Source organism: Novosphingobium sp. PhB57 (assembly GCF_004342985.1).
Classification (GTDB): domain Bacteria; phylum Pseudomonadota; class Alphaproteobacteria; order Sphingomonadales; family Sphingomonadaceae; genus Novosphingobium.
Genome location: NZ_SMBO01000003.1, coordinates 51,079 through 76,591, shown reverse-complemented (window position 1 = coordinate 76,591; position 25,513 = coordinate 51,079). Strand labels below are relative to the sequence as shown.

The window sequence follows — 25,513 nt, the reverse complement described above, 5'->3', positions numbered from 1 at the left end:
CGAAAGACCGGCGAAGCACAAGTCCTGAGGACGGGACGGAGAGGATGGAAATGGAGACGATCCTGGCGGCAGACTTGCCGGCGGTTCCACCGACGGGGCAACTTGCACCGGAAGAGCCCGGCACCCCTTCGCGCTTCGTATTTCCGGGGTTCTGGCCCGGCTTCGTGCTGGTAACGAGCGTGTTCTTCGCCTGGGCCCTGGCAAACAACCTGAACGATATCCTCATCCGCCAGTTCCAGAAGGCCCTCGCCCTCTCGCGCGGAGAGGCCGGTTTCATCCAGTTCGTGTTCTACCTCGCCTATTTCGTCTGGGCGCTCCCTGCCGGCTTCTTGCTCAAGCGCTTCGGCTACCGGGCGGGACTGCTGACAGGGCTTGGCCTCTACGCGCTGGGCGCGCTGCTGTTCTTTCCCGCGGCAGAAGTGCACCGCTACTGGGCCTTCCTGCTCGCCTTGTTCGTAATCGCCTCGGGCGCAGCATTTCTAGAGACTTCGGCAAACCCCTATGTCGCTCGCTTCGGCGACCCATCGCGCGCCTCGCAGCGGCTTACCTTGGCGCAGGGCTTCAACGGGCTTGGCGCCGTCGTTGCCCCGATCCTGGGCGGGCTCTTCATCTTCTCGGGCGTAGAGCACAGCGCGGCCGACCTCTCGGCGATGACCCATGCCCAACTCGAAGCCTGGCGCGGCACCGAGGCGGACATGGTCAAGATCCCTTACTTGTGCCTTGCCGGCTTCGTCGTGATCCTCGCCGCCGGGCTCGCGCGGGTTCGCTTGCCGCGAATCGAGAGCGCGCCGAACGACGCCCTGACCGGTGCCTCCACCGGCAGCTTGCGCACCGTGCTGGCCAATCGCCTCCTGCTCGGCGCCGTGATCGCCCAGTTCTTCTACGTCGGCGCGCAAGTCGGGATCTGGAGTTTCTTCGTGGACTTCACCAAGCACCTCGCCCCGCAGACGCCCGAGCGGACCGCTGCATTCCTGCTCTCCGGCAGCCTCGTGCTGTTCATGGCGGGCCGCTTCGTGGGCGCCGCCCTGATGCACCGCGTGCCGGCGGCTAGGTTGCTCCTGGGTTTCGCGCTCGCCAACATCGTCATGGTTGCACTGGCCATGTCGCTGAGCGGCGTGGCCGCCATTGCCTGCCTGGCGCTTACCAGCTTCTTCATGTCGATCATGTTTCCCACGATCTTTGCGCTGGGCATTCGCGATCTGGGTGCGGGCACCACGATGGGGTCTTCGCTGATCGTCATGGCCGTGATCGGCGGCGCCGTGTTCCCGCCGCTGATGGGCCTCCTCAGCGAGCGCGCGGATCTTCAGGTGGCGATGGCGCTGCCGCTGTTCTGCTTCGCCGCGGTGGCGCGCTTTGCCTGGGGCGCAGCTTCCCGTCCCTCGCCCGGATGACAATGGGCGTTAACTTCCTGGCCCTGGGAACTTTTCCGGATTGTCCCGCATTCTCAAGCCGGCAATGACAGGGCAGACAAGGCGCGGCGCCAGTGAGGACCGCAACGGTTCCCGGCGCCCGGAGGATGCAAATGAAGATCTACACCCTGAAGTTCGCACAGCCACACGGGGCCGGCGAAACCATCAATTTTGAAGCATTCGACTTGCCCGAGGCCCTCATGCTCGCCCACCGAGAGGCCGCCACCCGCGACGCCGAGCTATGGGACGGCGAAACCCGGCTCTGTGCTATCCGCCGCTCGAAGGACGCCCCCTTGCGCCGCTCCCCCATCGTCGCGGCGCCCGATATCGACACTGACGTCGCCGCCTGAGCCTGCTCCGGACCGTCCTCGAATAGAAATCCAGCGCGGGAAGAACCGGTTTTTCCGCCATATACCGGGCACTTTGGCTCGGTATATCGGTTGAGCCTGCTGAATGCAGGCAAGGCTGGATGGGACCGGGCATGAGCAACAAGACAACACCTCGCGGCACCGCGCTGCGCCTTCGATTGGCTTCCGCGCTTGTCGTGACCAGTATCTGCGTCGCTCTCTGCGCCAACACGGCGCCGGTGCCTTCGCCTGCGGACCAGTATGGCGCCCTGTTCTCGGACGTACAGGAGAACAAGATTTTCGAGGACGGCAAGACGTTCGTCGATGCCGTGCCCCGCACTGATCCCGCAACGATCATGCGCAAGTTCGAGGCAGCGAAGCCCACGACGCCTCAGGAACTGCGCGCCTTCGTCCTGGCCGAGTTCATCGTCCCCGGCATAAACGACACCGCGCCGACCGCGATGCGCGCCCACATCAAAGCACTCTCGCCGCAACTCGTCCGCCGAGACGCACAAGCCCCGCACGCGGGAGATTCCGCGATCCATCTCGAACAGCCCTACGTCGTTCCAGGCGGCCGTTTCCGCGAGATGTACTACTGGGCATATATAACCAATATTTTCTCACTTTAATTCAAGATGCCTTTGATGGAATCTAAGAAACTGATTGACTGAAGCACTTGGCCGATCAGGAGGTTGGTATGGGTCATTAGAGCCTCCAGGCGCGGCGGCGACGGCCCCGCGAACGATGTTCACAATCTCAAACGTCGCTTCCCAGCGGCAGACCCTATCTGGTGCAGTGAAGCACCTTTCCGGGGCAACTGAACAACCGGCAACAGGACCACTCAACAAATGATCAGCTAGCGCATTATCGCACTCTAGCCTTGGCAAAATTGATGCTTACGCATGCCAAAGAGAGCCAATCCTCTCGGCGGAGCCAGAGCCCGTGAATTTTTTATAATAATTAAGATCACGGGGTTCATATGAATAAAGCCACTGCCAGATGCTGCCAACCTTTTGACCATCAAGCTCTTCTGCAGCCGATCTCAGCATCCAACCATTTTTACAAAAGCACCGTCACGGTTTTCGTTTCAGTGTAATTGATCACGCCCTCCTCGCCGACTTCACGGCCCCATCCGGACTCCTTGACGCCGCCGAACGGTGCAGAAGGATCGTTCATGCCATGCGTGTTCACCCAGACCACGCCGGCCTGAAGACGCCGGGCCGTCAGATGCGCGCGCGAGATATCACGCGTCCAGATATTGGCGGCAAGGCCGTAGCGCGTGTCATTCGCTGCACGCACCACCTCGTCGGCATCGTCGAACGGCGTCGCCACCAACACCGGGCCGAAGATTTCCTCGCGCACGATGGCGGCCTCGGGATCGGTGTTGGCGAAGATGGTCGGCTCGACAAAGTAGCCCTCGCGATCGCCCGTACCGCCGCCGCAGACGAGTTCCGCACCGGCCTGTTTGCCCTGCGCGATGTAGTCCAGCACCCGGCTCTGCTGGGCACGGGACACGAGTGGACCCAGCATGACCTCGGGATCTCGCCCATTCCCCAACTTGAAGCCCGCCGCCGCCTCGGCCACCCCTTCGACCACCCGGTCGAAAACCGAACGCTCCACATAAAGGCGCGACGCCGCCAGGCAGACCTGTCCGGAATTGAAGAACACCGCCAGCGCCGCCCCCATGGCCGCCGCGTCCAGGTCGGCATCGGCAAAGACCAGCGAGGGCGACTTGCCGCCAAGTTCCAGAGTGACTCGCTTCAGGTCCTGCGCGGCGGTCTGGACGATCTGCTTGCCCACGCGGGTCGATCCCGTGAAAGCGATCTTGTCGATCCCGGGATGCTCGACCAGCGCCTGTCCCGCTTCATGGCCGTAGCCTGTGACGACGTTGAGCACGCCTTCGGGCAGACCCGCCTCCAGCGCCAGTTCGGCCAGCCGCAGGGCAGTGAGCGGGGTCACTTCGGACGGCTTCAGCACGATCGTGCAACCGGCAGCGAGGGCGGGCGCGATCTTCCAGGCCGCCATCGCCAGGGGATAGTTCCAGGGCACGATCTGACCCACGACCCCGATCGGCTCTCGAACCGTGTAGGAATGATACTGGCGGCCGTCACCCGAGAACGGGTTGACCTGCCCGCTGATCTTGGATGCCCAGCCCGCCATGTAGCGGAACACGTCGACTGCCGAGGGCACGTCCACCGCAAGCGCGTGATGGTAAGTCTTGCCGTTGTCGTAGCTTTCCAGCAGCGCCAGTTCGTGGGCGTTCTCCTCGATCTTGCGCGCGATCGCCTCGATGATGCGGCCCCGGTCGAGCGGGCGCATGCGCGACCATTCCGCGCTTTCGAACGCCTTGCGCGCACGCATGACGGCACGGTCGACATCTGCCGCGCTGCCCGCCGGTACACTGGCGAAGACCGTGCCGGTGGCGGGGTCCTCTACCTCAATACGCGCGCCGCTTTCCGCCTCGCAGCGCACGCCGCCGATCAGCATCTGCGTGACCGGCAGGTCCACCTCGTGACCGGGCTCGCCATGGCGGGTCACTGCGAAAGTCGAGGGTGCATTCATCTTGTGTCTCCGGTGAAGGCGCAAAAAGGAACCGCACCGGGATCGGTCCCGGCGCGGCTCATGGGGAGGAGCTTCAGAAACTGGCCGAAACGGTCAGGCCATACGTGCGAGGCCGACCGGCGAAGCGCACGGTCGTGTCAGTGATGCGGGTGGCGTTGGACCAGTAGTACTTGTCGGTCAGGTTGCGCACGAAAGCGGTTACCTTGTAGCGCTTGTCGTTGAAACTGAGGCCGGCGCGCAGGTCAATCAGGGTATAGTCGGCGATGGTCAGCCCGCCCCTGCTGGTCAGTTCTGCCGAAGGCGTGTCACGCGCATCGCCGAGAACCGCCTTGGTATCGCTCTGGAAGCTGAGGTTGCTGCCGACGAACGCACCGGTGGTTTCGCCCAGTGCCCAATCGTACTGCCCGTCGATCACGATCTGATACTTCGGTGTATAGGGGAACGACGATCCGCCGAAGTCGACCTGATTGCCATAGGAATCGTAGTTGACGAAGCTGCCCTTGATCTTCGTATCGAGGTAGGTCGCCCCGATCGAAACGCGCAGTCCGTCGGTGGGGGCAAGGTCGAGCTGGATCTCGGCGCCCTGCACGCGGGACTTGGGCACGTTCACCAGCGCTTCCAGCGGACCGAAGATGTTCGGATCGGCGACGACCCGGCCCTTGAACTGCTTGTTGCTGTAATCGTAGTAGAACACCGCGCCGTTGACTTGCGCGGTCCTGTTCAGCAGCGTCAGCTTGGCGCCGATTTCATAGGCGGTGACGGACTCCTGCTTGACCGGCGCGAACTGATTGGCGTCGCTGGCCGAGAGCAGCGGGAAGCTGCCCGACTTGTAGCCCTTGCTGACCGAAGCGTAGAGCAACGCGTCCTTCGAAGGCTTGAAATCCACGCCCGCGCGCCAGGACACGTTGTCTTCGTCCAGGCTATCCTGCACTTCGACTGCGGTCAGCGTGGAAGCGTCGATGGTGACGCAGGCACCGGGCGCGATCGAGATCGGGTCCAGTCCAGCCCCGCCGCGTATCGCGTTGAGCAGGTTCTGGATGCCCTGGCCCAGCGCGAAGCCGCGGTCGGCGGTGCATCCGGCAAAGTCTATCTTGGTATCGGTGTAGCGAATGCCGCCGTGCAGCGTGATCCTATCGCCGATGTCGTAGTCGAGATTGGCGAAGACGGCCTTGTTGACGAACTTCTGCCGCGCATACTGGCTATAGACGAAGAATGGCACGCCCAGTCCGGCATCCACGAAGTTGTAGGCCGATGTGGACTGATCGTAAGGCCCAGCGTCATCCTGCTGGTAGGTCTTTTCGCGCGCGTAATTGGCACCGATGATCCAGGTGAGGCCGCCCGACTTTCCTTGAAGGCGAAGCTCCTCCGACAAGGCTGTGATCTTGCCGGTGGTGTTGTAGAAGTAATCCCGCAGCGCCACGCCGTCAGGGTCTATATCGGCGTCGTTATGATACTTCGAAAAACTGGTGATCGAGGTCAGGGTGATATCGTCGCTGAGGTCCACGTCGCCGCGCAGCGAGGCCTGATAGAACCAGTCGTCGCGCTTGGGCGCCTGTTCCGGCGTCCAGTCGGCATCGCGGTTGTTGGCAGGCGCGATCGGATAAGTCGCAAGATCACCGAGCCGCGCCGGATTGCCGAGCGGCACCACGCCGATAAGCTGCGCGGCCTGTCCATCGCTCTTGTCGATGAAGCCGTTGAGGTTGAGTTCGAAGCGCACGCTGTCGGCGGGCTGGAAATCGAGCAACAGGCGTCCGGTGGTGAAGTTGCGGTCGCCCAGCTTGTCGTCGCGCGTATAGCTGCGCTGCCACGCCCCGCCCTGCTCGGTGCGCACGGCGACGCGGGCGCTCAGCGTGTCGGAGATCGGGCCGCTGACATAACCGCCTGCGGTGATTTCCCCGAAGTTCTGGATGCCGGCATCGACACCGGCTTTGAACGTGGTGGTCGGCTTGGCGGCGATGTAGTTGATCGCGCCGCCCGTCGCGTTCGATCCGAACAGTGTGCCCTGCGGGCCTTTCAGCACCTCCACGCGTTCGAGGTCCAGCGTCGCGCCGCGCGTCATGATCGAGAACGGCAGCGGCACCTGATCCTGATATATGCTGACGGTGGGCTTCGCGGCCAGGCTGGTATCGTAGAAGCCCACGCCGCGCAGCGTGTAGACCGGCGTGGCGTAGGCGCTCTCGGTATAGTTGAAGCCCGGCACGATCTTCACCAGATCGCCGACATTGGTGATGCCCTGATCGCGCAGCTTTTCGCCGGAAGCCGCGGTGATGGAAAGCGGCACGTCGTTGATCGCCTCGGAGCGCTTCTGCGCCGTGACGACGATCTCCTGGATGCCCCCGGTGGGGGCCGATTCCTGAGCATGAGCTTGTGCCGGGATTGCCAGCGACGACGCGCCTGCCATCAACAAGACGTTGCGATTCATGGTTCTTACCTCTCCCGTATGTCCGCACTTTTGCGCCGGACTGTTCTTGTCTCGGCCCGATCCCATGCCGGGCCGGTACTCCTCAATTTTTGACGAAGCGGATCGGCAGAGACTTGTAGCCCCCGACGAAATTGGTCTCGACCAGGCGCGGATCGCCCGCGAGTTCCACGGATTTCAGGTGCGGCAGCAGCTCCTGGAACAGCACCCGCATCTCCAGCTTGGCAAGGTGCTGGCCGAGGCACATATGCGGCCCGAACCCGAAGGCGACGTGCTTATTGGATGAGCGGGTGATGTCGAACCGGTCGGGATCGACGAACACGTCGGTGTCACGGTTGCCGGAGGGGTAGCACATCATCAGGCGGTCCATCGCCTTGATCGACTGCCCGCGCAGGACGGTATCCTCCGCCGCATTGCGCATGAAGTGCTTGACCGGGCTGGTCCAGCGGATTGCCTCGTCCACCAGACCGGGGATCAGGCCGGGGTCCTCCTTCACCTTGGCGAAATTCTCCGGGTTCACGATCATGCCGTGCAGGCCGCCGGCTGTGGAGGACGAGGTCGTATCGTGTCCGGCCGTCGCGATGGCGACGTAGTATCCGTTGGCCTCCGCGCGCGGGATCGGCTCGCCGTTGATGCGGGAATTGGCGATCAGCGAAAGCAGGTCGTCGGTCGGTTCCGCACAGCGTTTGGCGCTGAGATCGTCGAAATAGGCGTAGAAGTCTTCCAGCGCAGCAGCCCACATCTTTGCCCCGGCCACCGGGTCGGCAACCATCTCGGGCCGTTGCTCCTCGGGGTCGTGGACGCCGAAGAATTCCTGCGTCAACTTGAGCATGCGCGGCTCGTCTTCGGGCGGAACACCGAACAGCGTCATGATCACCCGGAGCGGATAGTGCAGCGCGAAGTCACGCACGAAATCGCACTCGCCATCGAAGCTGAGCAGGTTCTCGACCGACTGGCGCGCAAGACGGCGCACCTGTTCCTCAAGCTGGCTGACCCGGCCCGGCAGGAACCAGTTCGACGTGAGGTTGCGATAGGAAGCGTGTTCCTTGCCGTCCATGTAGGTCAGCGAGGAAATGATTTTCGTCGATCCGCCGTTGATCGAGCGGGTGAACTCATCGGAGGCCCGGTCGTTCAGCACCGGGTTGAAATCGGCGTTGCGGAACAGCTTCGAATTGCGCTCGGCCTCGCGAATGTCCGCGTGCTTGGTGACGATCCAGATCGGATCGAAACCCGGGACGTGCGCCTTGGCCAGCGGCATGTTCTCCCGCAGCCAGCGGAAGGTGCCGTAGATCAGCGCGTCGTCGGTGTAGGATCTGGGCGAGATCACGATGCGTGCGATCTCCTCCGGTATGACGGGGCAGCTCTCGGTATCGAGCGAAACGGTCATGGGCTCTCCCTCGGGCGGTTGGTTCCGCCGTCAATTGCGTGTTACATACACGTAACTATGGACAGGGCCTGAGGTCAATCGTAGATATAGGTCCGACCATTCGAGGGATGAAATGCCAAGGATGGCTGTTTCCCGGCGCCCAAAGCACCGATCAGCCATAGGACCATCCCGCTAATCGAATGGCGAGGCGAAGATCGAATAGGAGAGAGATGCGCCATGGAAATTCGTGCAGCAGTGGTTCACCGCCCGGGCGAGGACTTCGCCGTCGAGACGCTCACGCTTTCAGGGCTGCGACCCGACGAAGTGCTCGTGAAAGTCGTCGCAACGGGCCTGTGCCATACCGACCTCGTCGTGCGCGACCAGATCCTGCCGGTGCCGCTACCCGCCGTTCTGGGTCATGAGGGTGCGGGTATCGTTGAGGTAGTGGGAGCAGAAGTGACGACGCTGAAAGTGGGTGACAGCGTCATCCTGGGCTTCGCCGCATGCCGGGCATGTCCGCAGTGCGACGCCGGCGAACCCGCCTATTGCCAGGACTTCGCCGCGCTGAATTTCGGTGGGCGCCGGATGGACGGCAGCACCTGCATCCACGACGGCGACCACGACGTCAGCAGCCATTTCTTCGGGCAATCGTCTTTCGCCACTCACGCCATCGCCGCCGCGCGCAATCTGGTGAAAGTGCCCAGGGAAGCGCCGCTGGCGCTGCTCGGGCCGCTCGGCTGCGGGATCATGACCGGGGCGGGTGCCGTGCTCAACGCCCTTGATGTCAAGCCGGGTGAGAGCCTGCTGGTGACGGGCGCCGGGCCGGTGGGCCTGAGCGGGGTGATGGCCGCTGCCTATGCCGGAGCGCACGCGATCATCGTCTCCGACCCGCTTGCATCGCGGCGTGAGATGGCGCTCGATCTTGGCGCAACCCATGCCCTCGATCCCGCTGAGGGACCGCTGGCCGAGCAGGTCCGTGCCATCCTGCCGTCAGGCGCCAAAGCCATGCTCGACACCTCGGGCGTGCCGGGGGTGATCGAGGACGGAATGGGCGCTATGGCCGTGCTGGGGCGCCTCGCCATGGTCGGCGTACCGCGCAGCGCGGACGCCGCAATCTCGCTCAATCTCCTGCACATGCTCTCGCTCGGCCTGAAGGTCTGCGGGGTGACCGAAGGGAACGCCGACCCGCAGGAATTCTTGCCCAGACTGATCGAACTCCATGCCGCCGGGCACTTCCCGTTCGACCGGATGATCCGCACTTATCCGCTCGACCGGATCAACGAGGCCGTTGCAGACCAGCACGCGGGCCGCTGCGTCAAGGCCGTGCTGACGATGTGACCCGATGGACCGGGCGGCCTCGAAGGCTGTCCGGTCTCAGGCTTCCGCCTGCCCCCTGATCGCGTCGAAGTGACGGAAGAACGCGCGCTGGCGCAGGACACCGAAGAAATCGAGCATCAGCGGCAGTGCCTGCTCTACCAGATCGGCCGCCTCGCCCACTTCCACCCGCCCGGTCACGCGTTCGAGGAAGGTCGTGGCTTCCCACTTGCCGACGAAGTCCGCCGCTTCGACATAGAAACCCAGCACCTCGGGGGTGTAGTCCAGATGCGCGTCGAAGCCGGCCTTGCGCATGTCCCCCCAGATGCGGACCATCTGAGCATCGGAAATGGATAGTGCATCGCCGTCAGGCGTCTCAATCACCGCAAGGACGCCGATGGCCGCGAGGATGCGGGTATCCGAGGCGGCGGAAGGATAGGTTTCCAGCAGCGAGGCGACCGTGACCGGCCCCTGGTCCTCGCCCGCGCGGTGCGCCACGAGTTGTTCCAGCTGGTCCAGCGCCGTCGTATCGACGCGGGGCTGCTGGCCGCCGCCCTCCATCAGCGCCTTGATCTGCGACAGGCTGAGGCGACTTTCATGCTGGAGCTTGCGGACCGTGGCGATCGCCTGGACATGATCCTCGCGGTAGATCGCGACCGTGCGCTTGGGCCGGTCCGGCTCCGGGATGACACCGCTGCGCAAATAGAGGCGGATCACCTCCCGATGCACGCCGGTGCGTTGTTCAAGCTCACGCATCTTCATGGGCACGTTTAGAGCATGGCACGGGGGCCTTCGCAATGCGGCGCGCCCGGCCTGCGAACAGGCACAGCGCGGCGATCTCGCAGCCGATCAGGATCGCGATGGCCGTCATCGCGCCGTCTCGCCCGAAACTTGCCCCTGCCGCCGCCAGCGCGCCAACGGCCATCTGGATCGCTCCATAAAGCCCCGAAGCCGATCCGAAGGCGGCGGGATCGACGGACGTGGCCAGCGCCAGTGCCGCCGGTCCGGCAAGACCGACGCCGCAGGTGAAGAGGAACATCAGCCCCGTCACGAGGACCGGACTGGCAAGGCCGGAAAGGAATGCCGCCAGCAGCCCAAAGGCCGCGCCCAGCGACAGCCGGCATCCCAGTGCCAGCATCCGGGGCGCCGACCAGCGCTGGCTCTGCCGCGAGGCGGTAAAACTGCCGATCCAGGCCCCGGCCACCACCACGCCAAGGTGCATGCCGCTCGCATCGGGCGTCAGTCCGAAGCGCTGCTGGTAGATGAGCGGCGCAGCGCTGAGGAAGGCATACCAGCCCGTGGTGACGCAGCCGCCACCAATCGCGTAGGCCGCGAAATGACCCGAGGTGACCAGCCGCACATAGTTTCCCAGCACGCTCCGTGTCGTTGCCGAACGCGGCGTACCGGTCTCCGGCAGGAGCGAGACGATCGCAGCAGTGTTGAGCGCGCCCGACAGTCCCAGCAGGATCAGGATGGATTGCCAGCCCGCGTGAGTGACCAGGAACCCACCGATCACCGGGCCCAGCCCCGGCCCGACCAGAATCATCAGGTTGAGCTTGGCGAGGCTGCCGGTCGAGCCTTCCTGCGTGCTTACGTCGCGCACGATGGTCCGGGCGATCACCATTCCCGCGCTGCCGCCCAGCGCCTGCGCGAACCGGCACACGTTGAAGAAGCTCGCCGAAAACGCCGTTGCCGCGATGAGGCTTGCCAATGTGAAGACGGCGCTGCCGGCAATCAGGACAGGCCGCCGGCCGAAGCGGTCGGACAGTGGGCCATGCACGAGCTGCCCGAAAGCGAGACCCCAGATGTAGAGGCTGATACCGAGTTGCAGTTCGGCGTTGCGAGCACCGAAGGCCTGCGCGGCGACTACCAGCGCGGGGGCGAAAATATGGATGCCGAGCGTTCCGCTCAGTGTCATCGATCCGAGCAGCCAGACCGGCACCCTTGCGGGGGCGCCGATTCCGGCCTTGCTCAGACTGGCCTCACCCGAACCGGCAGGCATTACTCGGCGGCGACGAGTTCGCCCTGCTCCGCCTCGAAGAGATTGCTCAGGACGCGGCGGGCCTGGTTGACCGCGCCATCGCTGGCGATACCCACGAAGCCGCGATGCGGTGCATCATCGATGCGCAGTTGCTGCGCCTGGAGCGTTTCCTCATCCTCGGTGATGGTGTCGAAGAACTGGTCGAACAGCACCTCGGGCACGCCGCTTTCCTTCGAGGCGGTGGTGCAGATGGTCCAGAGGTAGTGGCTGGTCCGGTCGGTCTCAGGCGTGATGAAATGGTTGTTGGCAAGCATGAAGCCGTTATCGCGCTTGCCTTCATAGGCTCCGGTCCCGACATCGCAGCCGCCCGCATTGACGCGGCAGGTCATGCCCACGCGCGGTTCGAAGCGCACTTCCTGCCAGCGATCGACCCGGCCCTTGAAGCCGCCGGCGTCGATGTAGGAACGCGGCGGAACCGAGTTGGGCATCTTGCGCAGCAGCGTCACCTTGTTGCCGTCGAACTCCACCTTGGTGTCGGCGCCGTAATGCTGTTCCGGATTGCCGCCGATGGTACGCGCGTGGATGTAGGGGACGTGCGTCAGGTCCATGATGTTGTCGATGATGAGCTGCCAGTCGGCCTTCACATGGAAGTTGTAGGGGCGCCAGGTCCAGGCCGGATCGTTGTGCTCGGGACTGTCGATCACGGTGGAGGGATCGGCCAGCGCCTCGTCTCCCATCCAGATCCAGATCAGGTGGTCCTTTTCCAGCACCGGATAGTGGCGGACATTGGCCGAGGGCGGGATGCGGGTCTGGTTGGGGATGCGCGTGCAGGCACCCAGGCGGTTGAATTCGACGCCGTGGTAGCAGCAGCGGATGACATCGCCTTCGACATGGCCCGCGCTCAGCGGCATGGCGCGGTGACTGCACCGGTCCTCCAGCGCGGCGATCTGGCCGTCCGAGGTGCGGAAGAGCACGACCGGTTCATTCAGAAACCGCCGCGCCAGGGTCTTGCCGGGCTCGATCTCGGCAGCAAAGGCGGCGACGTACCAGGTGTTGCGAATGAACATGAGACTCTCCTTGTCCGGATCGGTCTTGCCGCCGTCCGGATTGCTTTACGGATAGAAGCTATCCCGGCGGAAATCCCGCCTCCAATCGCAATTGAATAAAGCCATTGGAAAAGCGGGACGAGCGCCGGTTTGCCATGCGCTTACCGGAGGTAGAGGCCGCCGTTCATGTCGAGCGTGGCCCCCACGAAGAACCCGCCGCGATCCGAGGCGACCAGTGCGACGGCAGCGGCGATCTCGCCCACTTCCATGAAGCGGCCGACCGGCACTTCCGCCTCCACGCGGGCGATCTGTTCTTCCGAAAGCCGGCCCTTGGCGGTGTCGATCGGGCCGGGCGCGATGGCGTTGACGGTCACGCCGGTTCCCGCAAGGTAGCGCGCGAAGTACTTCGAGAGCATGATCGCGCCCGCCTTCGAGGCCGCATAATGCGGCGAGGCGACGGTGCCACCGTTCTGGCCCGCCAGCGAAGTGACGTTGACGATGCGGCCATAACCGTTCGCCTTCATGTGCTCGGAAAAGATCTGGCAGCTGAGGAACACGCTGCGCATGTTGATGGCGACGATCTCGTCGAATTCCTCCGGGCTGATATCCTGCGTCGGCGTGCGGCGCGCGAGACCGGCGTTGTTGACGACGATATCGACCCGCGCCCACGCGTTCGCGATCCGGTCACGCGCGGAGAGGAAATCGTCCTTGCTGCGAACGTCGAGCGCGATAGCCATGGCGGTCTCGCCCGAAGGATCGAGCGAGCGCGCCACCGCTTCGGCAGCGTCCAGATCGAAATCGCTTACGGCCACCCTGCCCCCGCCCGCATGGATCTCGCGCGCAACGGCCTCGCCCACCCCGCGGCCCCCGCCGGTGACGAGCGCGGTGCGCCCTGAAAAGGAGAAGCTGCCGTTGGAAGGAAGCTGGGTCGGCACGGTCATCACGATTTCCTTGATACCTGAATTTCATTGAAAAAGGCGGGGAACGGCGCACCGCTCCCCGCCAGGCCGTCAGCGCCGAATGCTGAGAGTGATGCCGTAAGTGCGCGGCGTGTTGGTGAAGATCTTCCAGTAGGTCGTGCCGTTGCCCGGCACCGCGAGGAAGGCGGTGATGTCGTCGGCATTGACGATCTGGTAGTTGTTGGTGAGGTTCTTGCCCCAGATGCCCAGGGTCAGGCGCCCATCGGAAGACTCGTAGTTCAGGCGCGCGTTGAGCGTGCGTCCTCGGGTATCGTCGTAGAGGTTCTGGTACAGACGCAGCGTGTTCGCATCGTCGGTCGAGATGCGCGCGGAATAGTTGAAGTCCACCTGCGGTGTCAGGCTGGCACCATTGCCGAGAAGTGCCTGATAGCTCGCACCGATGGTGAAGGCGTCACGCGGCGCGAACTTCGCGGGATTGCCGGAGTAGTCGAGGCCGACCAGCGGGTCTTCCAGCGAAGTATATTTGCCGATGAGGTGGGTATAGTTCCCCGTCAGGCGCAGTCCGTCCATCGGCCGCAGCACGGATTCGATTTCCCAGCCCTTCATCTTGAGCGTGCCGTTATAGGTATGGGCGATGCCGCCTGCGCCGGAGAAGTTCTGGAGGTCCTTGGTCTTCTGGTGGAACAGGGCGACGTTGAAGTCCAGCATGTCGCCAAACAGGCGGGTCTTGGCGCCGACTTCGTAGTTTTCGGCATGTTCGGGTGCGAGCGGGATGGTGGGATCGCGATAGGCGTTGTCCACGAAGCCGCCCGATTTGAAGCCCTTGGCGTAAGTCGCGTAGAGATTCACCTTGTCGAAAGGCTCGTACTTGACCGTGAAGCGCGGGGTGAAGGCGTTCCAGGTCTTCCCGCCCGAGGCAATCACTTCACCGGGGAAACCGAAGCCCGGGATGGCGCCTGCATCGGTGGTCGAGAAGGCATGATAGTCGATCTTCTTGCGGTCTGAAGTGTAACGCCCGCCCGCCACGACCGAAATCTGGTCGGTGACCTTCAGCGTCGCCTCCCCGAACACCGCCAGGCTGCGCACGTCGCCGTCCTGTACGCGGGTGATGTTAGTCACACCGGGATTGCGGCGGATGCTGGCAGGCACGGCCGAGCCGGGCAGCGGGCTGTAATTGAAGATATTCTCGGTCGAGACGTCGGCCGAGAGGTAATAGGCCCCCACCACGTAGGACAGCACGCCCGGCGCCGAAGCGAAGCGCACTTCCTGCGTGAAGCTGCGGTTGCGCACCACCTGGCGGCGGTCGAACACCGGCACTTCGGTGCCGACCGGCACGTCGTCGTTGGTCGCCCGGCTGTCGTTCATGCGGTAGCCCGTGATCGAAGTCAGCGTGCCGCCCAGCAGGTCGAGATCGCCGCGCAGATAGCCGCCGCGCAGGCGCTGGCGATAGGGCGAGGCCGCATAGTCGTTGTTCACCCACTCGTCATTGGTGAAGTCACCGAAGGTCGCCGGCACGACCTGGTTGCCGCCGATCCCCAGGCCGATGGCGCCGCCATTGCCCTTGGTGTAGCTGTAATCGCCCGAAAGCACGACTTTCAGCGTATCGGTGGGCTGGAACAGCAGCTTGCCGCGCATGGCATAGCCGTCCGTCTTTCCGTAGCTGCCCGACTGGTTGGGCGTATCGATCTGGCCGTCCGAAGTCTCGGTGCTGAACGAGAAGCGCGCGGCAATCTTGTCCTCTACGAGCGTGGTGTTCACCATGCCCTCGCTGCGGAAGTAGCCGGCGTTGCCGCCGGTGCCCTGGAGGAAGTAGTCGTCCTTGAATTCCGGGTTCTTGCTGATGACGGCGATCGCACCGCCCACCACGTTGCGGCCGAACAGAGTGCCCTGCGGCCCGCGCAGCACTTCGACACGCTCGATATCGTAGAAGTTCGCGTTCAGGTCGTTGTTGAACACATAGTAGATGTCATCCATGAAATAGGCGACCGGGGTGTCCAGCGTCGCCGTGCGGAACGTGGAGACGTTGCCGCGAATCGCCACGATCGAAAGCGACTTGTCAGAGGTGTTGATGGTGATGCCCGGCATCTGCTGCGTGAGAGCGGTGGGGCTGAACACCTGATCGGTGCGGAGCTGCTCGCCGCCGAACGCAGCAATGGAGAAGGGAACCTCGCGCACGGTGGAGGCGCGGCGCTGGGCGGTGACAATGATATCCTGCGAATCGACGCTGGGGCGCTGAGCGGCACCGGCATTGTCGGCCAAGGGTTCGGCCGGCGCGGCGTCGGCAGAGGCCTCCGATTGCGCGAAAGCCGGTGCAATCGTTATAGTAGACAGGGCGCAAGCGGCCGCGGAAGTCATATACTTGAATGTCATGGATGGCATCTCCCCAAGGGCTTTATCGCGGCTTCCCTGCCGCCTTGAGACGCTGAGAAGCGGCAAACGCCAAGCCTTGCAATAGTTTCATCCCGGTTTTCGAATGGTAAGACCATATTCCGATTGGGGTTGGCGGAAATCTGCGGCTAGCTCGAATGGGCAAACGAGAACCGCCGCCTCCTCACCTGAAGGACAAGCTTCAGGAGGACGGTCGAGGCGATCGAAGACGACCAAGGAAGAGCCTGAACCATGCAGCCACAAGACAGCACCGACCTCACCCGCGTTGGCCCCGGAACCGTCATGGGTTCCTTCATGCGGCAGTACTGGATGCCTGCCTGCCTCTCCTCCGAGGTGAAGGCCGACGGCGATCCGGTGCGCCTGATGATCCTGTGCGAAAAGCTGATCGCCTTCCGCGACAGCTCCGGCCGGGTGGGCATCATGGACCACCGCTGCCCGCACCGCTGCGCCTCGCTGTTCGTGGGCCGCAACGAGCAGAATGGCATCCGCTGCGTCTATCACGGCTGGAAGTTCGACGTGGACGGCAAGTGCGTGGACATGCCCTCGGTGCCCGCCCGCATGGACTTCAAGGAAAAGGTCCACGCCAAGGCCTACAAGACACACGAGGCGAACGGCCTGATCTGGGTCTACATGGGCGAGAACCAGGCGAGCCCGCCGCCGCTTCCCGAGATCGAGGCGACCATGCACGCCGATGCCGAGATCTGGTGCCTCCAGCGCGACTGCAACTGGCTCCAGGCGCTGGAAGGCGATATCGACACCAGCCACGTCGGCTTCCTCCACGTCGGCTCGATCGAAGCCGAGGATCTCGACGAAGATCACCCGATGCGCCCGACCGTACTCAACCGCGCGCCCGAATACGAAGTGCTCCAGTCGGACTGGGGCGTGATGTACGGTGGCTACCGCCCTAACGACGACGGGCAGATGTCATGGCGCGTGGCGCACTACATGTTCCCATTCTGGACGCAGACGCCCAACAACCGTTTCGCCACCCGCGCCATTGCCCGCGCGTGGGTGCCGATGGACGACGAGCATTCGATGCTGTTCGACATCACTTGCGGCGTCGATGCCGGCAACCCGGCCTATACGTCCACGCTCAAGGACGGCACGCCGCTGTTCGGCCCGCTGGAATATGCGCCCCAGACCACCGACTGGTTCGGCCGCTGGCGTTCGCCCGACAGCGAGGCCAACGACTGGGCGATCGACCGCGAATCCCAGCGCAACGGCACCCAGTTCACCGGCATCGCCAACATCACGATGCAGGACCAGGCGGTGACGGAGAGCATGGGCCCGATCACCGACCACAGCTTCGAGAACCTGGCCCCGACCGACCAGATGATCGCCCGCGTCCGCCGGCGCGCGCTCATCGCCGCGCGCGCCTTCGCCAACAAGGGCGTGGTGCCGCCGGGCGTCGAGGATCCCTCGATCTTCTACCGCGCCCGCGCCGGATCGTTCCTGCACGATCCGCAGGACAGCCTGCAGAACGCCTACGAGTCCGCGCTTGCCAAGGCCGTCCGCTGGCCTGAAACGGCAGAAGCGGCAGAGTAATCAAAACCGGCGGGAGGGTGCGATCCATGCACCGTCCCGCCCGATAGAAAAGGACAGAGGGTGACGAGACGCATGAGGGTCTCCATCGGGCGCCGATCCATCGCGCACCGGGGTGGCCACCGGACGCATCGTGCCTCAAGGAGAGTGTGATGCAGGCATTCATTCGGACCATTCGCTGGGAAGCGGAAGGCATCAATTCCTACGTGCTCGAACCCGTCGGCGGCGGCCTGCTGCCTGCCTTCGACCCCGGCGCGCATATTGACGTCCAGCTCAAGCCCGGTCTTGCCCGCAGCTATTCGCTGGTCAACGATCCCGCCATTCGCGGCTATTACGAGATTGCCGTCCACCACGCGATCGACAGTCGCGGCGGCTCGAAGCACATCCACCAGGAATGGCGGGTGGGCGAGCGCGTTGAGATTTCCGAGCCCAAGAACAACTTCCCGATGGTCGAGGATGCATCGCATACCGTGCTGGTCGCCGGTGGTATCGGCATCACGCCGATGCTGCCCATGATCGCCCGCCTCGAAAAGCTGGGTCGCTCCTGGGAACTGCACTATGTCGCCGCCACGCCCGAACGCGCCGCCTATGTCGAGCGGATCGAGGACCATGACCGCGTCAACGTCGTCTACGACGGAATGCCCGGCGCGCAGCGGCTCGACCTTGCCGCGATCTGTGCCGCTGCCCCCGCCGATGCGCATCTCTACTGCTGCGGCCCGAACGGCATGCTCGACGCTTTTGTCGCCACCAATGCCGCGCGGCCCAAGGGCCATGCCCATATCGAATACTTCTCGGCCGAGACCGAACTGGCGACCGAGGGCGGCTATACCCTCGAACTCGCGCGCAGCGGCAAGACGCTGACGGTCAGCGAGGGCGAGACGATGCTGGACGCCCTGCTCGGCGCCGGGGTCGATGTCGGCTTCGCCTGCTCCGAAGGCGTCTGCGGCACTTGCGAGGTCAAGGTTCTGGGCGGCATTCCCGACCACCGCGACCACTTTCTGAGCGAAGACGAAAAGGCGGCCAATCGCTCCATCATGGTCTGCTGTTCGGGCGCGAAGACAGCCAGTCTCGTACTCGACATCTGACATGCTCGACATCTGATAGATCGGCCACCAACAGCGGGATCGGCCATCCCGGCGATAACAAAAAGGGGCAGAGACCCCATGAAGAGGAGAAGCTGTGGCGATCATCGCGACAGACCGGGACGCGAAGGGCTTGCTGGACGACGCACCGATGTCGTCCTTCCAGGTATGGACGGTTCTGATGATAGCGGCGACCGTCGTCCTTGACGGTCTCGACAACCAGATGCTCGGCCTCGCCGCGCCGTCGCTGCTGAAAGAGTGGGCGATCGGGCGCGAGGCGCTCGGCGGCGTCTTTGCGCTCGGCTTCGTGGGCATGGCGGTGGGCACGCTGGCAGCGGGCTATATCGGCGACCGTTTCGGACGGCGCGGCGCATTGCTGGCAGGGGTTGCCCTGTTCGGGGTAGCGACACTGCTGACCGGCGCGAGCACCAGCCTCTGGCACATTGCCGCGCTCAAGACCCTGGCCGGAGTCGGCCTCGGCGGCGTGCCTGGAACGGCCAGCGCCATGATCGCGGAATTCACGCCGACCCGCTGGCGCAGCGTGGCGGTGACGTTCGGGGTCGTCTGCGTCTCGATCGGCGGCATCCTCGGCGGGATCGCGGCAGCGGCGGTGCTGCCGGTACTCGGCTGGCGCTGGCTGTTCTATCTGGCGGGCGCCGCGACCATCGCCTTCACCGTGCTGCTCCACTTCATACTGCCCGAATCCCCGCGTTTCCTCGAAAGCCGTCCCGAGCGCCGCGCGCAGTACGAACGGCTGATGCGCCGGATCGGCCATGCACCGCTGCGCAGCGGCCCCGGCACCGCGGAAGCGGGCGAAGCCGCGGGGTTCGGCGCGCTTCTGCAAGGAAAGCTGCTGCGGGACAGCCTCGCGCTTTCGCTGGCGATGTTCTCCGGCATGTTCATGATCTACCTCATGTTCAACTGGTCGCCGACGCTGCTGTTCTCCTCCGGCTTCAGTCTCGCCTCGGCGAGCCTCGGGCTTACCAGCTTCAACATCGGCGGCACGCTGGGCGCCATCGGCGCTTCGCTGTCGATCATGCGCTTCGGCTCACGCCCCACGCTCATCCTGATGGCGCTGGTCGGCGCTGCAGCATGCCTGTTCCTCGCCTTCCTGAAGACGAGCGGGGGCAGCAACGAGATAGCCGTGCTGGCAGGCCTGGGCGCGCTGGGCCTCTTCGCCAGCGCCGCCCAGTCGGCGATGTTCGCCGTGGGCGCCCATGCGTTCCCGACAGCGGTGCGCGCACGCGGTCTGGGCCTTATGGGCGCCGCCGGACGCGCCGGGGCCATCGTCAGCTCGGTCGCGGGCGCAGGCCTTATCGGCGGCGGCAATTTCCTGTTCTTCGGGGTCCTGGCCGCGCTCATGCTCGTCAATGCCCTGGGTTTCATCGCCGTGCGCGGACATGTACCGCCGCTCGGCCGCTCCTCATTCGCTCGCAAGGAAATGACCGCGTGAACGACAGCTTCGACTATATCGTGATCGGCTCCGGTTCGGCGGGCAGCCTGATGGCCAACCGCCTCTCCGCCGATCCCGCCAACCGCGTTGCGCTGATCGAAGCGGGACCGTCCGACCGGAAGTGGCCGGTAAATCTCAAGACCGTCATGCCGGTGGGCAACATCTTCCTGCTGCCGAGCGACCAGACCAACTGGAAGCAGGCGCTGAAAGGCAACGCCGCGGTCGGCAACCGCACGATCAACTTCCCGCGCGGCAAGCTGCTGGGCGGATGCAGCGCGATCAACGGCGGCGTCTACATTCGCGGCCAGAAGGAGGACTACGAGGCCTGGGAAGCCGCCGGCAACGCAGGCTGGTCCTACGATGACGTGCTGCCGGCGTTCAAGGCAGTCGAGAACTATGCAGGCCCCGACAAGCCGTGGCACGGTAAAGGCGGCGAACTCGACGTGCAGAAGCCACGCTCCTTCAACCCGGTGACGGGCGCCATTCTCGATGCCGCCGAACAGGCCGGGCACTATCGCAACGACGATTTCGCCGGAGAGCGCAAGGACGGCTTCGGCCGCTACGACCTCAACCAGCGCAAGGGCACCCGCCTGTCGAGCGCCCGCGCGTTCCTGCATCCTGTGCTGAAGCGCCCCAACCTGACCGTGCTCGACGAGACTCTGGTGCGCAAGATCGTGTTCGATCGTGGCCGCGCGATCGGGATCGAGATCGAGCGTCAAGGCGCACGCAGCATCGTGGGAGCCCGGCGTGAAATCGTTCTTTGCGCGGGCGCGACCAATTCCCCGCAATTGCTGATGCTCTCCGGCATTGGCCCGGCAGACCATCTTCGGGACGTGGGCATCGAGACGCTCCATGACCTTCCGGGCGTCGGCGCGCATCTCCAGGACCACCCCACCGTCCATGTCGCGATGGAAAACCCGAGCGGGGAATCCTACGCTGTCTCAGCCAAGTCGCTGCCGCGCATTCTCGCCAGCCCGCTGCAATATCTCGTCAACCGCACCGGCATGCTTGCCTCGAACGTCGCGGAATGCGGGGGCTTCCTTTGCACAGACGGCAGCGGACGACCGGATATCCAGATCACCTTCCTCGTCGGCCTGAAGCTCGACGCGCGCTCCATTCCGCGCCGTCACGGCTACATGGGGCTGGTCCAGTTGCTGCGCCCGCGCAGCGCCGGATCGGTGCGCCTTGCCAGCAACCGGCCCGAGGACAAGCCGGTGATCGATCCCAACTTCTTCGCCGATCCCTACGACATGAAGACGCTGATCGCCGGCTTCCGCGAAGCGCGGCGCATCTTTGCCCAACCCGCACTCGCGCCCCTCACCGGCGCGGAGATAGAGCCCGGCGCGCAGCTCCAGAGCGACGCCGAGATCGATGCCGCGCTCCGCAGGATCGTCAACACCGCCTACCACCCCACCGGGACTTGCAAGATGGGACCGGATTCCGATCCGATGGCCGTAGTCGACGGCCGCCTGCGGGTGCGCGGCGTCTCGGGCCTGCGTGTGGTCGATGCCTCCGTCATGCCCGAGATCATCAGCGGCAACACCAGCGCCCCCACCATGATGATCGCCGAACGCGCCGCGCGCTTCATTCTCGAAGACGCCGCCCGCTCCAACATCGCCGCCTGACCGGCGCTCCATTCCAAGGAAACCGACATGGAACTGACCTCTATCGCCCGCCCTGCCCTGCTCGAAACGATGGAGCAGGACATGCTGATCGGCGGCCGCCGCGTGGCCGCCGCCTCGGGCAAGCGGTTCGAGACCCGCAACCCGGCGACCGGCGAACTGCTCGCGATGGTCGCGCAGGGCGATGCCGAGGATGTCGACCGCGCGGTCAAAGCCGCGCGCGCGGCGCTGGAGGGGCCATGGCGCCGCATGAAGCCTGCCGAGCGCCAGCGTGTCATGCTGCGCCTCGCCGACCTCGTCGAAGCGCATTACGACGAACTGGCGATGCTCGACACGCTCGACCTCGGCGCGCCGCTGTCCCGTACCGTGCTCGGCAAGACGCGCGCCGCCGCGCTGCTGCGCTACTATGCCGGGCAGGCAACGCTGATCGCAGGCGATACGCTGAACAATTCCGCGCCCGGCGACGTGCTGTCCCACACCCTGAAGGAGCCGGTTGGCGTTGTCGCCGCGATCAATCCGTGGAACGGTCCGGTCGGCATGGCCGTGTGGAAGACCGGCCCGGTCCTGGCGAGCGGCTGCACGCTGGTGATGAAGCCCGCCGAGCAGACCCCGCTTTCGGCGCTGCGCTTTGCCGAACTCTGCCTGGAAGCGGGCGTACCGGAAGGCGTCATCAACGTGGTCACCGGCCTCGGCGATACAGGCGCGGCGCTCTCGGCCCATCCCGGCGTCGACAAGATCGCCTTCACCGGATCGACCGGCGTGGGCGAGAAGATCATCAAGGCCGCCGCGCCGACCATGAAGCGCGTGACGGTCGAACTGGGCGGCAAGTCGCCCAACATCGTCTTCGCCGATGCCGATCTCGACAAGGCGGTACCGGCCGCCGCCATGGCCGTCTTTGCAAATTCCGGCCAGATCTGCAGCGCCGGCACGCGCCTTTTCGTCCAGTCCTCGATCCGCGAGGAATTCATGGAGCGCCTTGCCGCCTTCACCCGCACGATCCGGGTCGGCGATCCGCTCGATCCCCAGACGCAGATCGGCCCGGTCGTCTCGGCCCCGCAGATGGACAAGATCCTGGGCTATATCGAAGGTGCCCGCGGCGAAGGCGCGCAAGCCTTGGTCGGCGGCTCTCGTCTTGCAGGGCCCGGCTACGACGATGGCTTCTTCGTCGCACCGACGATCTTCACTGACGTGCAGGACGGCATGACCATCGCGCAGGAGGAGATCTTCGGCCCGGTACTTTCGGCATTCTCCTTCGACACCGCCGAGGAAGTTCTGGAACGCGCCAATGCCACGCCGTTCGGCCTTGGCAGCGGCGTCTGGACGCGCGATCTTTCGACGGCCCACCGCATGGCGCGGGGCATCCGCGCCGGTTCGGTCTGGGTGAACTGCTACCAGATGCTCGATCCGGGCGTGCCGTTCGGCGGCTTCGGGGTCAGCGGCTTCGGCCGCGAGTCCGGCCCGCATCACATCGAGGAATATCTCGAAACCAAGGCCGTGTGGATCAACCTCGACTGATCGAGACTAGACCCAGCCCGACGCGCGCAAGTCGGGCTGGGTGAAGTCCGAACGGATCTGCCCCGCGCTTTCCTTCAGCAGGTCGAGGAAACGCCGCTGGATCGCGGTGGGCCGCCAACTCCGCCGCGTGGTGATGCCGACGACGCGGCGACTGTGTTCGAGCGGCGCGCCGATCTGGGTAAGAAGCCCGCTGCGTATCTGCAACGCAACCTGATCGGGCGAGAGCAGCGTCAGGAAATCGCCGTCAGTCAACAGGCGGCCGATTATCATCACCGATCCGCATTCGATGGGAGTGGGCGGCAGAGCGCGGCCTTCGAACAGTTCCTGCCACTGCTCGCGCAAGGGCGAGTTGGCCGGCGCGACGATCCAGGGAAATGCCGAAAGCTGCTCCATCGTCGGCCGCTCCACGCCCGAAAGCGGATGCTGGCTTCCGGCCGCGATCACGAGACGGTCCTCCACCAGCGGCATCTGGTAAAGGTCAGCGATCTCGTAAGGCCGCAGCGCGCCGACCACCATGTCGATCACGCCGTCGCGCAGCGGCTCCACCAATTCGCGCCAACTGCCTTCCAGCACCTTGAATGCGGCACGCGGTTCTTCTCGCGCAAGCCCCGCCATGGCGGCAGGCGCAAGATAGGGTCGCGCCAGAGGCAGCGCGCCGAACGCGATCAACTCGCTCCCGCTGCGGCTGTCGAGGCCCAGATCGGCAATGGCGGCGGCGATCTCGGCACTGGCGAGGCGCGCCCCGCGCGCCAGTTTCTTGCCCGCCGGATTGAGCCAGACCACCCGGCCCCGCCGTTCGAGCAGCTTGCCGCCGATCATGTGTTCCAGATCGCCGACCGCGCGGTGCACGGCCGTCTGCGACAGACCGGTGGACTGGGCGGCGGCGGAGAAACTTCCCGCCTCGGCCAGCGCCATGAAAGCGCGAAGCTGCGTCATCGTCATCAACCGTTCGGGATGGGCGAAGACCGCCGAAAGCCCCTTCGCCGCCGTGGAGAGATGTTCGAGCGCCAGGGTCGCGCGTTCGATGACGATCTCCCCCATCGGGGTCATCACCATCCCGCCCGAACGCCGTTCGAACAGCGTGTAACCGAACTGCTGCTCCAGCTTGGCAAGGCCCTGCGTCAGCGCCGGTTGCGAGAGGCTGACGACATCGGCTGCGGCCGTGATGCTGCCATGCTCGCGGATCGCGAGAAGCGCGCGCAAGTGCCGCAGGTTCAGGTCGAACGGATCGGTCGTCATGGACTCCAATGCTCTACGCCATGGGGACTTGCCCACCAAGCCCGTAAAAAATCGCGTGGACGGCCTATATATTGAATGGTACGACCATTAGGTCAATGACTCGTGACGGGCGATGGCCCGTCCAGGCGAAAAGGAGAGGCTTTCCGTGGATTTCGAACTTCCCGAAGACGTCCGGAACATCTGTGACGTCACCCGCGACATCGTCCGCGACCTGCTGCCGCTGGAACAGCAGTTCGTGGAGACCGGCGAAGTTCCGCCGATCGTGCGTCAGACTCTGGTGGAGAACGGCTACTTCGGCATGGCCCTGCCGGAAGAATACGGCGGCCTCGGCCTCGGCGCGCTGGCGCAGGCGGCGGTGCAGATCGAACTGGCCCACCTGCCCCCCCAGTTCTGGACCGAGCTGCGTCCGCTGATGGGCCCAGGCGCCAAGAACATCATCTACCACGCCAGCCAGGCCCAGCGCGAACAGCTCCTGCCCGGCATGGCCAGCGGCGAAATCGGCATCGCCTTCGCGCTGACCGAACCCAACTCCGGTTCCGATCCCGGTTCCATGCGCACGACCGCCGTTCGCAATGCTGACGGCTGGGTCATCAACGGCAGCAAGACCTTCATTTCCAACGGGAAGAAGGCCAAGTACGTGATCGTCTATGCCTATACCGACAAGTCGGCCGGCACGCGGGGCGGTATCTCCGCCTTCCTCATGCCGGCGGACACCCCCGGCTTCTCGGTGACCGGCACCATCGAACTGATGGGCACGGCCACGCCGGGCGTGTTCGAACTGAGCTTCGACAATTGCCAGGTTTCCGCCGACGCTCTGCTCGGCGAAGAGGGACAGGGTTTCCGCTATGCGCTGGAAGGGCTTAACGAGGGCCGCATGAACGTCGGCGCGACGGCGGTGGGCATGGGCGAATTCGCGCTCCAGCTTGCCATCGAAGAATCGAAGCAGCGCCCCGCTTTCGGCGGCGTGATCTCGGACTTCCAGGCAATCCGCCACTACATCGCCACCATGGCGACCGACATGCGCGCGGCGCGGCTGATCCTGCTCGACGCTGCCTGGCGCTATGACCAGGGCGACAAGCGCCGCGAACTTGCCTCGATGGCGAAGCTCTTCGCGACGGAGGCGGGCAGCCGCACGGTCGATACGGCCGTCCAGATCTTCGGCGGCACCGGCTACTGCCGCGGCTTCGCGGTGGAGCGCCTCTATCGCGACATCCGCATCACCCGGATCTACGAGGGCTCCTCGGAAATCCAGCGCAACACGATCGCGAAGGAACTGCTTCGCTGACGATCGGGATGGAACTTCGGAAC

General features: G+C 64.7%; 19 protein-coding genes. 10 read left to right on the top strand and 9 right to left on the bottom strand.

Annotation, left to right across the window (positions count from 1 at the left end; all coding sequences use genetic code 11):
• Positions 1-50 precede the first annotated feature (50 nt).
• From fucP to EDF58_RS11160, 3 genes are all read left to right on the top strand, one after another.
• The gene (fucP, locus tag EDF58_RS11170; protein ID WP_132265467.1) at positions 51-1,391 is read left to right on the top strand and encodes an L-fucose:H+ symporter permease; all 1,341 of its coding nucleotides are present in this window, start codon (positions 51-53) and stop codon (positions 1,389-1,391) included.
• A gap of 131 nt (positions 1,392-1,522) precedes the next feature.
• A complete protein-coding gene (locus tag EDF58_RS11165; protein ID WP_132265465.1) occupies positions 1,523-1,759 on the top strand; it encodes a hypothetical protein in 237 nt (78 codons plus the stop codon).
• A gap of 131 nt (positions 1,760-1,890) precedes the next feature.
• Complete coding sequence (locus tag EDF58_RS11160) at positions 1,891-2,385, top strand: trehalase family glycosidase (protein WP_165921380.1); 495 nt, start codon at positions 1,891-1,893, stop codon at positions 2,383-2,385.
• A gap of 430 nt (positions 2,386-2,815) precedes the next feature.
• Here EDF58_RS11160 and EDF58_RS11155 read toward each other — a convergent pair whose 3' ends face one another.
• The 3 genes from EDF58_RS11155 to EDF58_RS11145 all read right to left on the bottom strand — a co-directional run bounded on the left by EDF58_RS11155 (position 2,816) and on the right by EDF58_RS11145 (position 8,124).
• Positions 2,816-4,318 carry an aldehyde dehydrogenase family protein gene (locus tag EDF58_RS11155; RefSeq protein ID WP_243654192.1) on the bottom strand — a complete coding sequence of 501 codons (1,503 nt, stop codon included), beginning with the start codon at positions 4,316-4,318 and terminating at the stop codon, positions 2,816-2,818.
• Between the two features lie 73 nt (positions 4,319-4,391).
• Entirely contained in the window at positions 4,392-6,740 is a 2,349-nt protein-coding gene (locus tag EDF58_RS11150) for a TonB-dependent receptor (RefSeq protein WP_132265461.1), read from the bottom strand.
• A gap of 82 nt (positions 6,741-6,822) precedes the next feature.
• Positions 6,823-8,124 carry a cytochrome P450 gene (locus tag EDF58_RS11145; RefSeq protein WP_132265459.1) on the bottom strand — a complete coding sequence of 434 codons (1,302 nt, stop codon included), beginning with the start codon at positions 8,122-8,124 and terminating at the stop codon, positions 6,823-6,825.
• Positions 8,125-8,340: 216 nt separating this feature from the next.
• Here EDF58_RS11145 and EDF58_RS11140 point away from each other — a divergent pair, with 216 nt between their 5' ends.
• A complete protein-coding gene (locus tag EDF58_RS11140) occupies positions 8,341-9,441 on the top strand; it encodes an NAD(P)-dependent alcohol dehydrogenase (protein WP_132265457.1) in 1,101 nt (366 codons plus the stop codon).
• A gap of 36 nt (positions 9,442-9,477) precedes the next feature.
• Here the strand turns inward: EDF58_RS11140 and EDF58_RS11135 are convergent, their stop codons facing one another.
• From EDF58_RS11135 to EDF58_RS11115, 5 genes are all read right to left on the bottom strand, one after another.
• Positions 9,478-10,173, bottom strand: coding sequence for a MerR family transcriptional regulator (locus tag EDF58_RS11135; protein ID WP_132266151.1), 696 nt, complete (start codon positions 10,171-10,173; stop codon positions 9,478-9,480).
• Positions 10,166-11,419, bottom strand: a complete 1,254-nt coding sequence (locus EDF58_RS11130) for a Bcr/CflA family efflux MFS transporter (RefSeq protein ID WP_132265455.1) — start codon at positions 11,417-11,419, stop codon at positions 10,166-10,168. The genes EDF58_RS11135 and EDF58_RS11130 overlap by 8 nt, the downstream gene beginning before the upstream one ends.
• Entirely contained in the window at positions 11,419-12,465 is a 1,047-nt protein-coding gene (locus tag EDF58_RS11125) for an aromatic ring-hydroxylating dioxygenase subunit alpha (protein ID WP_132265454.1), read from the bottom strand. Before EDF58_RS11125 ends, EDF58_RS11130 begins: the two co-directional genes overlap by 1 nt.
• A gap of 140 nt (positions 12,466-12,605) precedes the next feature.
• A complete protein-coding gene (locus tag EDF58_RS11120; protein ID WP_132265452.1) occupies positions 12,606-13,385 on the bottom strand; it encodes an SDR family NAD(P)-dependent oxidoreductase in 780 nt (259 codons plus the stop codon).
• 69 nt (positions 13,386-13,454) lie between these two features.
• On the bottom strand, positions 13,455-15,734 hold the full coding sequence (locus tag EDF58_RS11115) for a TonB-dependent receptor (protein WP_132265450.1): 2,280 nt from the start codon (positions 15,732-15,734) through the stop codon (positions 13,455-13,457).
• A 249-nt stretch (positions 15,735-15,983) separates the two neighbouring features.
• On the opposite strand from EDF58_RS11115, the gene EDF58_RS11110 reads away from it, so the two are divergent.
• The 5 genes from EDF58_RS11110 to EDF58_RS11090 all read left to right on the top strand — a co-directional run bounded on the left by EDF58_RS11110 (position 15,984) and on the right by EDF58_RS11090 (position 22,966).
• On the top strand, positions 15,984-17,297 hold the full coding sequence (locus EDF58_RS11110; RefSeq protein WP_243654191.1) for a Rieske 2Fe-2S domain-containing protein: 1,314 nt from the start codon (positions 15,984-15,986) through the stop codon (positions 17,295-17,297).
• A gap of 149 nt (positions 17,298-17,446) precedes the next feature.
• Positions 17,447-18,379 (top strand): PDR/VanB family oxidoreductase, encoded by a 933-nt coding sequence (locus tag EDF58_RS11105; protein ID WP_132265448.1) that lies wholly within the window; start codon positions 17,447-17,449, stop codon positions 18,377-18,379.
• A gap of 94 nt (positions 18,380-18,473) precedes the next feature.
• Positions 18,474-19,829 carry an MFS transporter gene (locus tag EDF58_RS11100; protein ID WP_243654190.1) on the top strand — a complete coding sequence of 452 codons (1,356 nt, stop codon included), beginning with the start codon at positions 18,474-18,476 and terminating at the stop codon, positions 19,827-19,829.
• Positions 19,826-21,454, top strand: a complete 1,629-nt coding sequence (locus EDF58_RS11095; protein ID WP_132265446.1) for a GMC family oxidoreductase N-terminal domain-containing protein — start codon at positions 19,826-19,828, stop codon at positions 21,452-21,454. Before EDF58_RS11100 ends, EDF58_RS11095 begins: the two co-directional genes overlap by 4 nt.
• Positions 21,455-21,481: 27 nt before the next feature.
• Entirely contained in the window at positions 21,482-22,966 is a 1,485-nt protein-coding gene (locus EDF58_RS11090; RefSeq protein WP_132265444.1) for an aldehyde dehydrogenase family protein, read from the top strand.
• 6 nt (positions 22,967-22,972) lie between these two features.
• Here the strand turns inward: EDF58_RS11090 and EDF58_RS11085 are convergent, their stop codons facing one another.
• Positions 22,973-24,205, bottom strand: a complete 1,233-nt coding sequence (locus EDF58_RS11085; protein WP_132265442.1) for a LysR family transcriptional regulator — start codon at positions 24,203-24,205, stop codon at positions 22,973-22,975.
• 145 nt (positions 24,206-24,350) lie between these two features.
• Here EDF58_RS11085 and EDF58_RS11080 point away from each other — a divergent pair, with 145 nt between their 5' ends.
• Positions 24,351-25,490: an acyl-CoA dehydrogenase family protein gene (locus EDF58_RS11080; RefSeq protein ID WP_132265440.1), complete on the top strand. Its 1,140-nt coding sequence runs from the start codon at positions 24,351-24,353 to the stop codon at positions 25,488-25,490.
• The last annotated feature ends 23 nt before the right edge of the window (positions 25,491-25,513 follow it).

Bases quoted from the DNA above. Each gene is read 5' to 3' on its own strand.
- fucP (WP_132265467.1), top strand. From the start codon at position 51: ATGGAGACGATCCTGGCGGCAGACTTGCCGGCGGTTCCACCGACGGGG.
- EDF58_RS11165 (WP_132265465.1), top strand. From the start codon at position 1,523: ATGAAGATCTACACCCTGAAGTTCGCACAGCCACACGGGGCCGGCGAA.
- EDF58_RS11160 (WP_165921380.1), top strand. From the start codon at position 1,891: ATGAGCAACAAGACAACACCTCGCGGCACCGCGCTGCGCCTTCGATTG.
- EDF58_RS11155 (WP_243654192.1), bottom strand. From the start codon at position 4,318: ATGAATGCACCCTCGACTTTCGCAGTGACCCGCCATGGCGAGCCCGGT.
- EDF58_RS11150 (WP_132265461.1), bottom strand. From the start codon at position 6,740: ATGAATCGCAACGTCTTGTTGATGGCAGGCGCGTCGTCGCTGGCAATC.
- EDF58_RS11145 (WP_132265459.1), bottom strand. From the start codon at position 8,124: ATGACCGTTTCGCTCGATACCGAGAGCTGCCCCGTCATACCGGAGGAG.
- EDF58_RS11140 (WP_132265457.1), top strand. From the start codon at position 8,341: ATGGAAATTCGTGCAGCAGTGGTTCACCGCCCGGGCGAGGACTTCGCC.
- EDF58_RS11135 (WP_132266151.1), bottom strand. From the start codon at position 10,173: ATGCGTGAGCTTGAACAACGCACCGGCGTGCATCGGGAGGTGATCCGC.
- EDF58_RS11130 (WP_132265455.1), bottom strand. From the start codon at position 11,419: ATGCCTGCCGGTTCGGGTGAGGCCAGTCTGAGCAAGGCCGGAATCGGC.
- EDF58_RS11125 (WP_132265454.1), bottom strand. From the start codon at position 12,465: ATGTTCATTCGCAACACCTGGTACGTCGCCGCCTTTGCTGCCGAGATC.
- EDF58_RS11120 (WP_132265452.1), bottom strand. From the start codon at position 13,385: ATGACCGTGCCGACCCAGCTTCCTTCCAACGGCAGCTTCTCCTTTTCA.
- EDF58_RS11115 (WP_132265450.1), bottom strand. From the start codon at position 15,734: ATGACATTCAAGTATATGACTTCCGCGGCCGCTTGCGCCCTGTCTACT.
- EDF58_RS11110 (WP_243654191.1), top strand. From the start codon at position 15,984: ATGCAGCCACAAGACAGCACCGACCTCACCCGCGTTGGCCCCGGAACC.
- EDF58_RS11105 (WP_132265448.1), top strand. From the start codon at position 17,447: ATGCAGGCATTCATTCGGACCATTCGCTGGGAAGCGGAAGGCATCAAT.
- EDF58_RS11090 (WP_132265444.1), top strand. From the start codon at position 21,482: ATGGAACTGACCTCTATCGCCCGCCCTGCCCTGCTCGAAACGATGGAG.
- EDF58_RS11085 (WP_132265442.1), bottom strand. From the start codon at position 24,205: ATGACGACCGATCCGTTCGACCTGAACCTGCGGCACTTGCGCGCGCTT.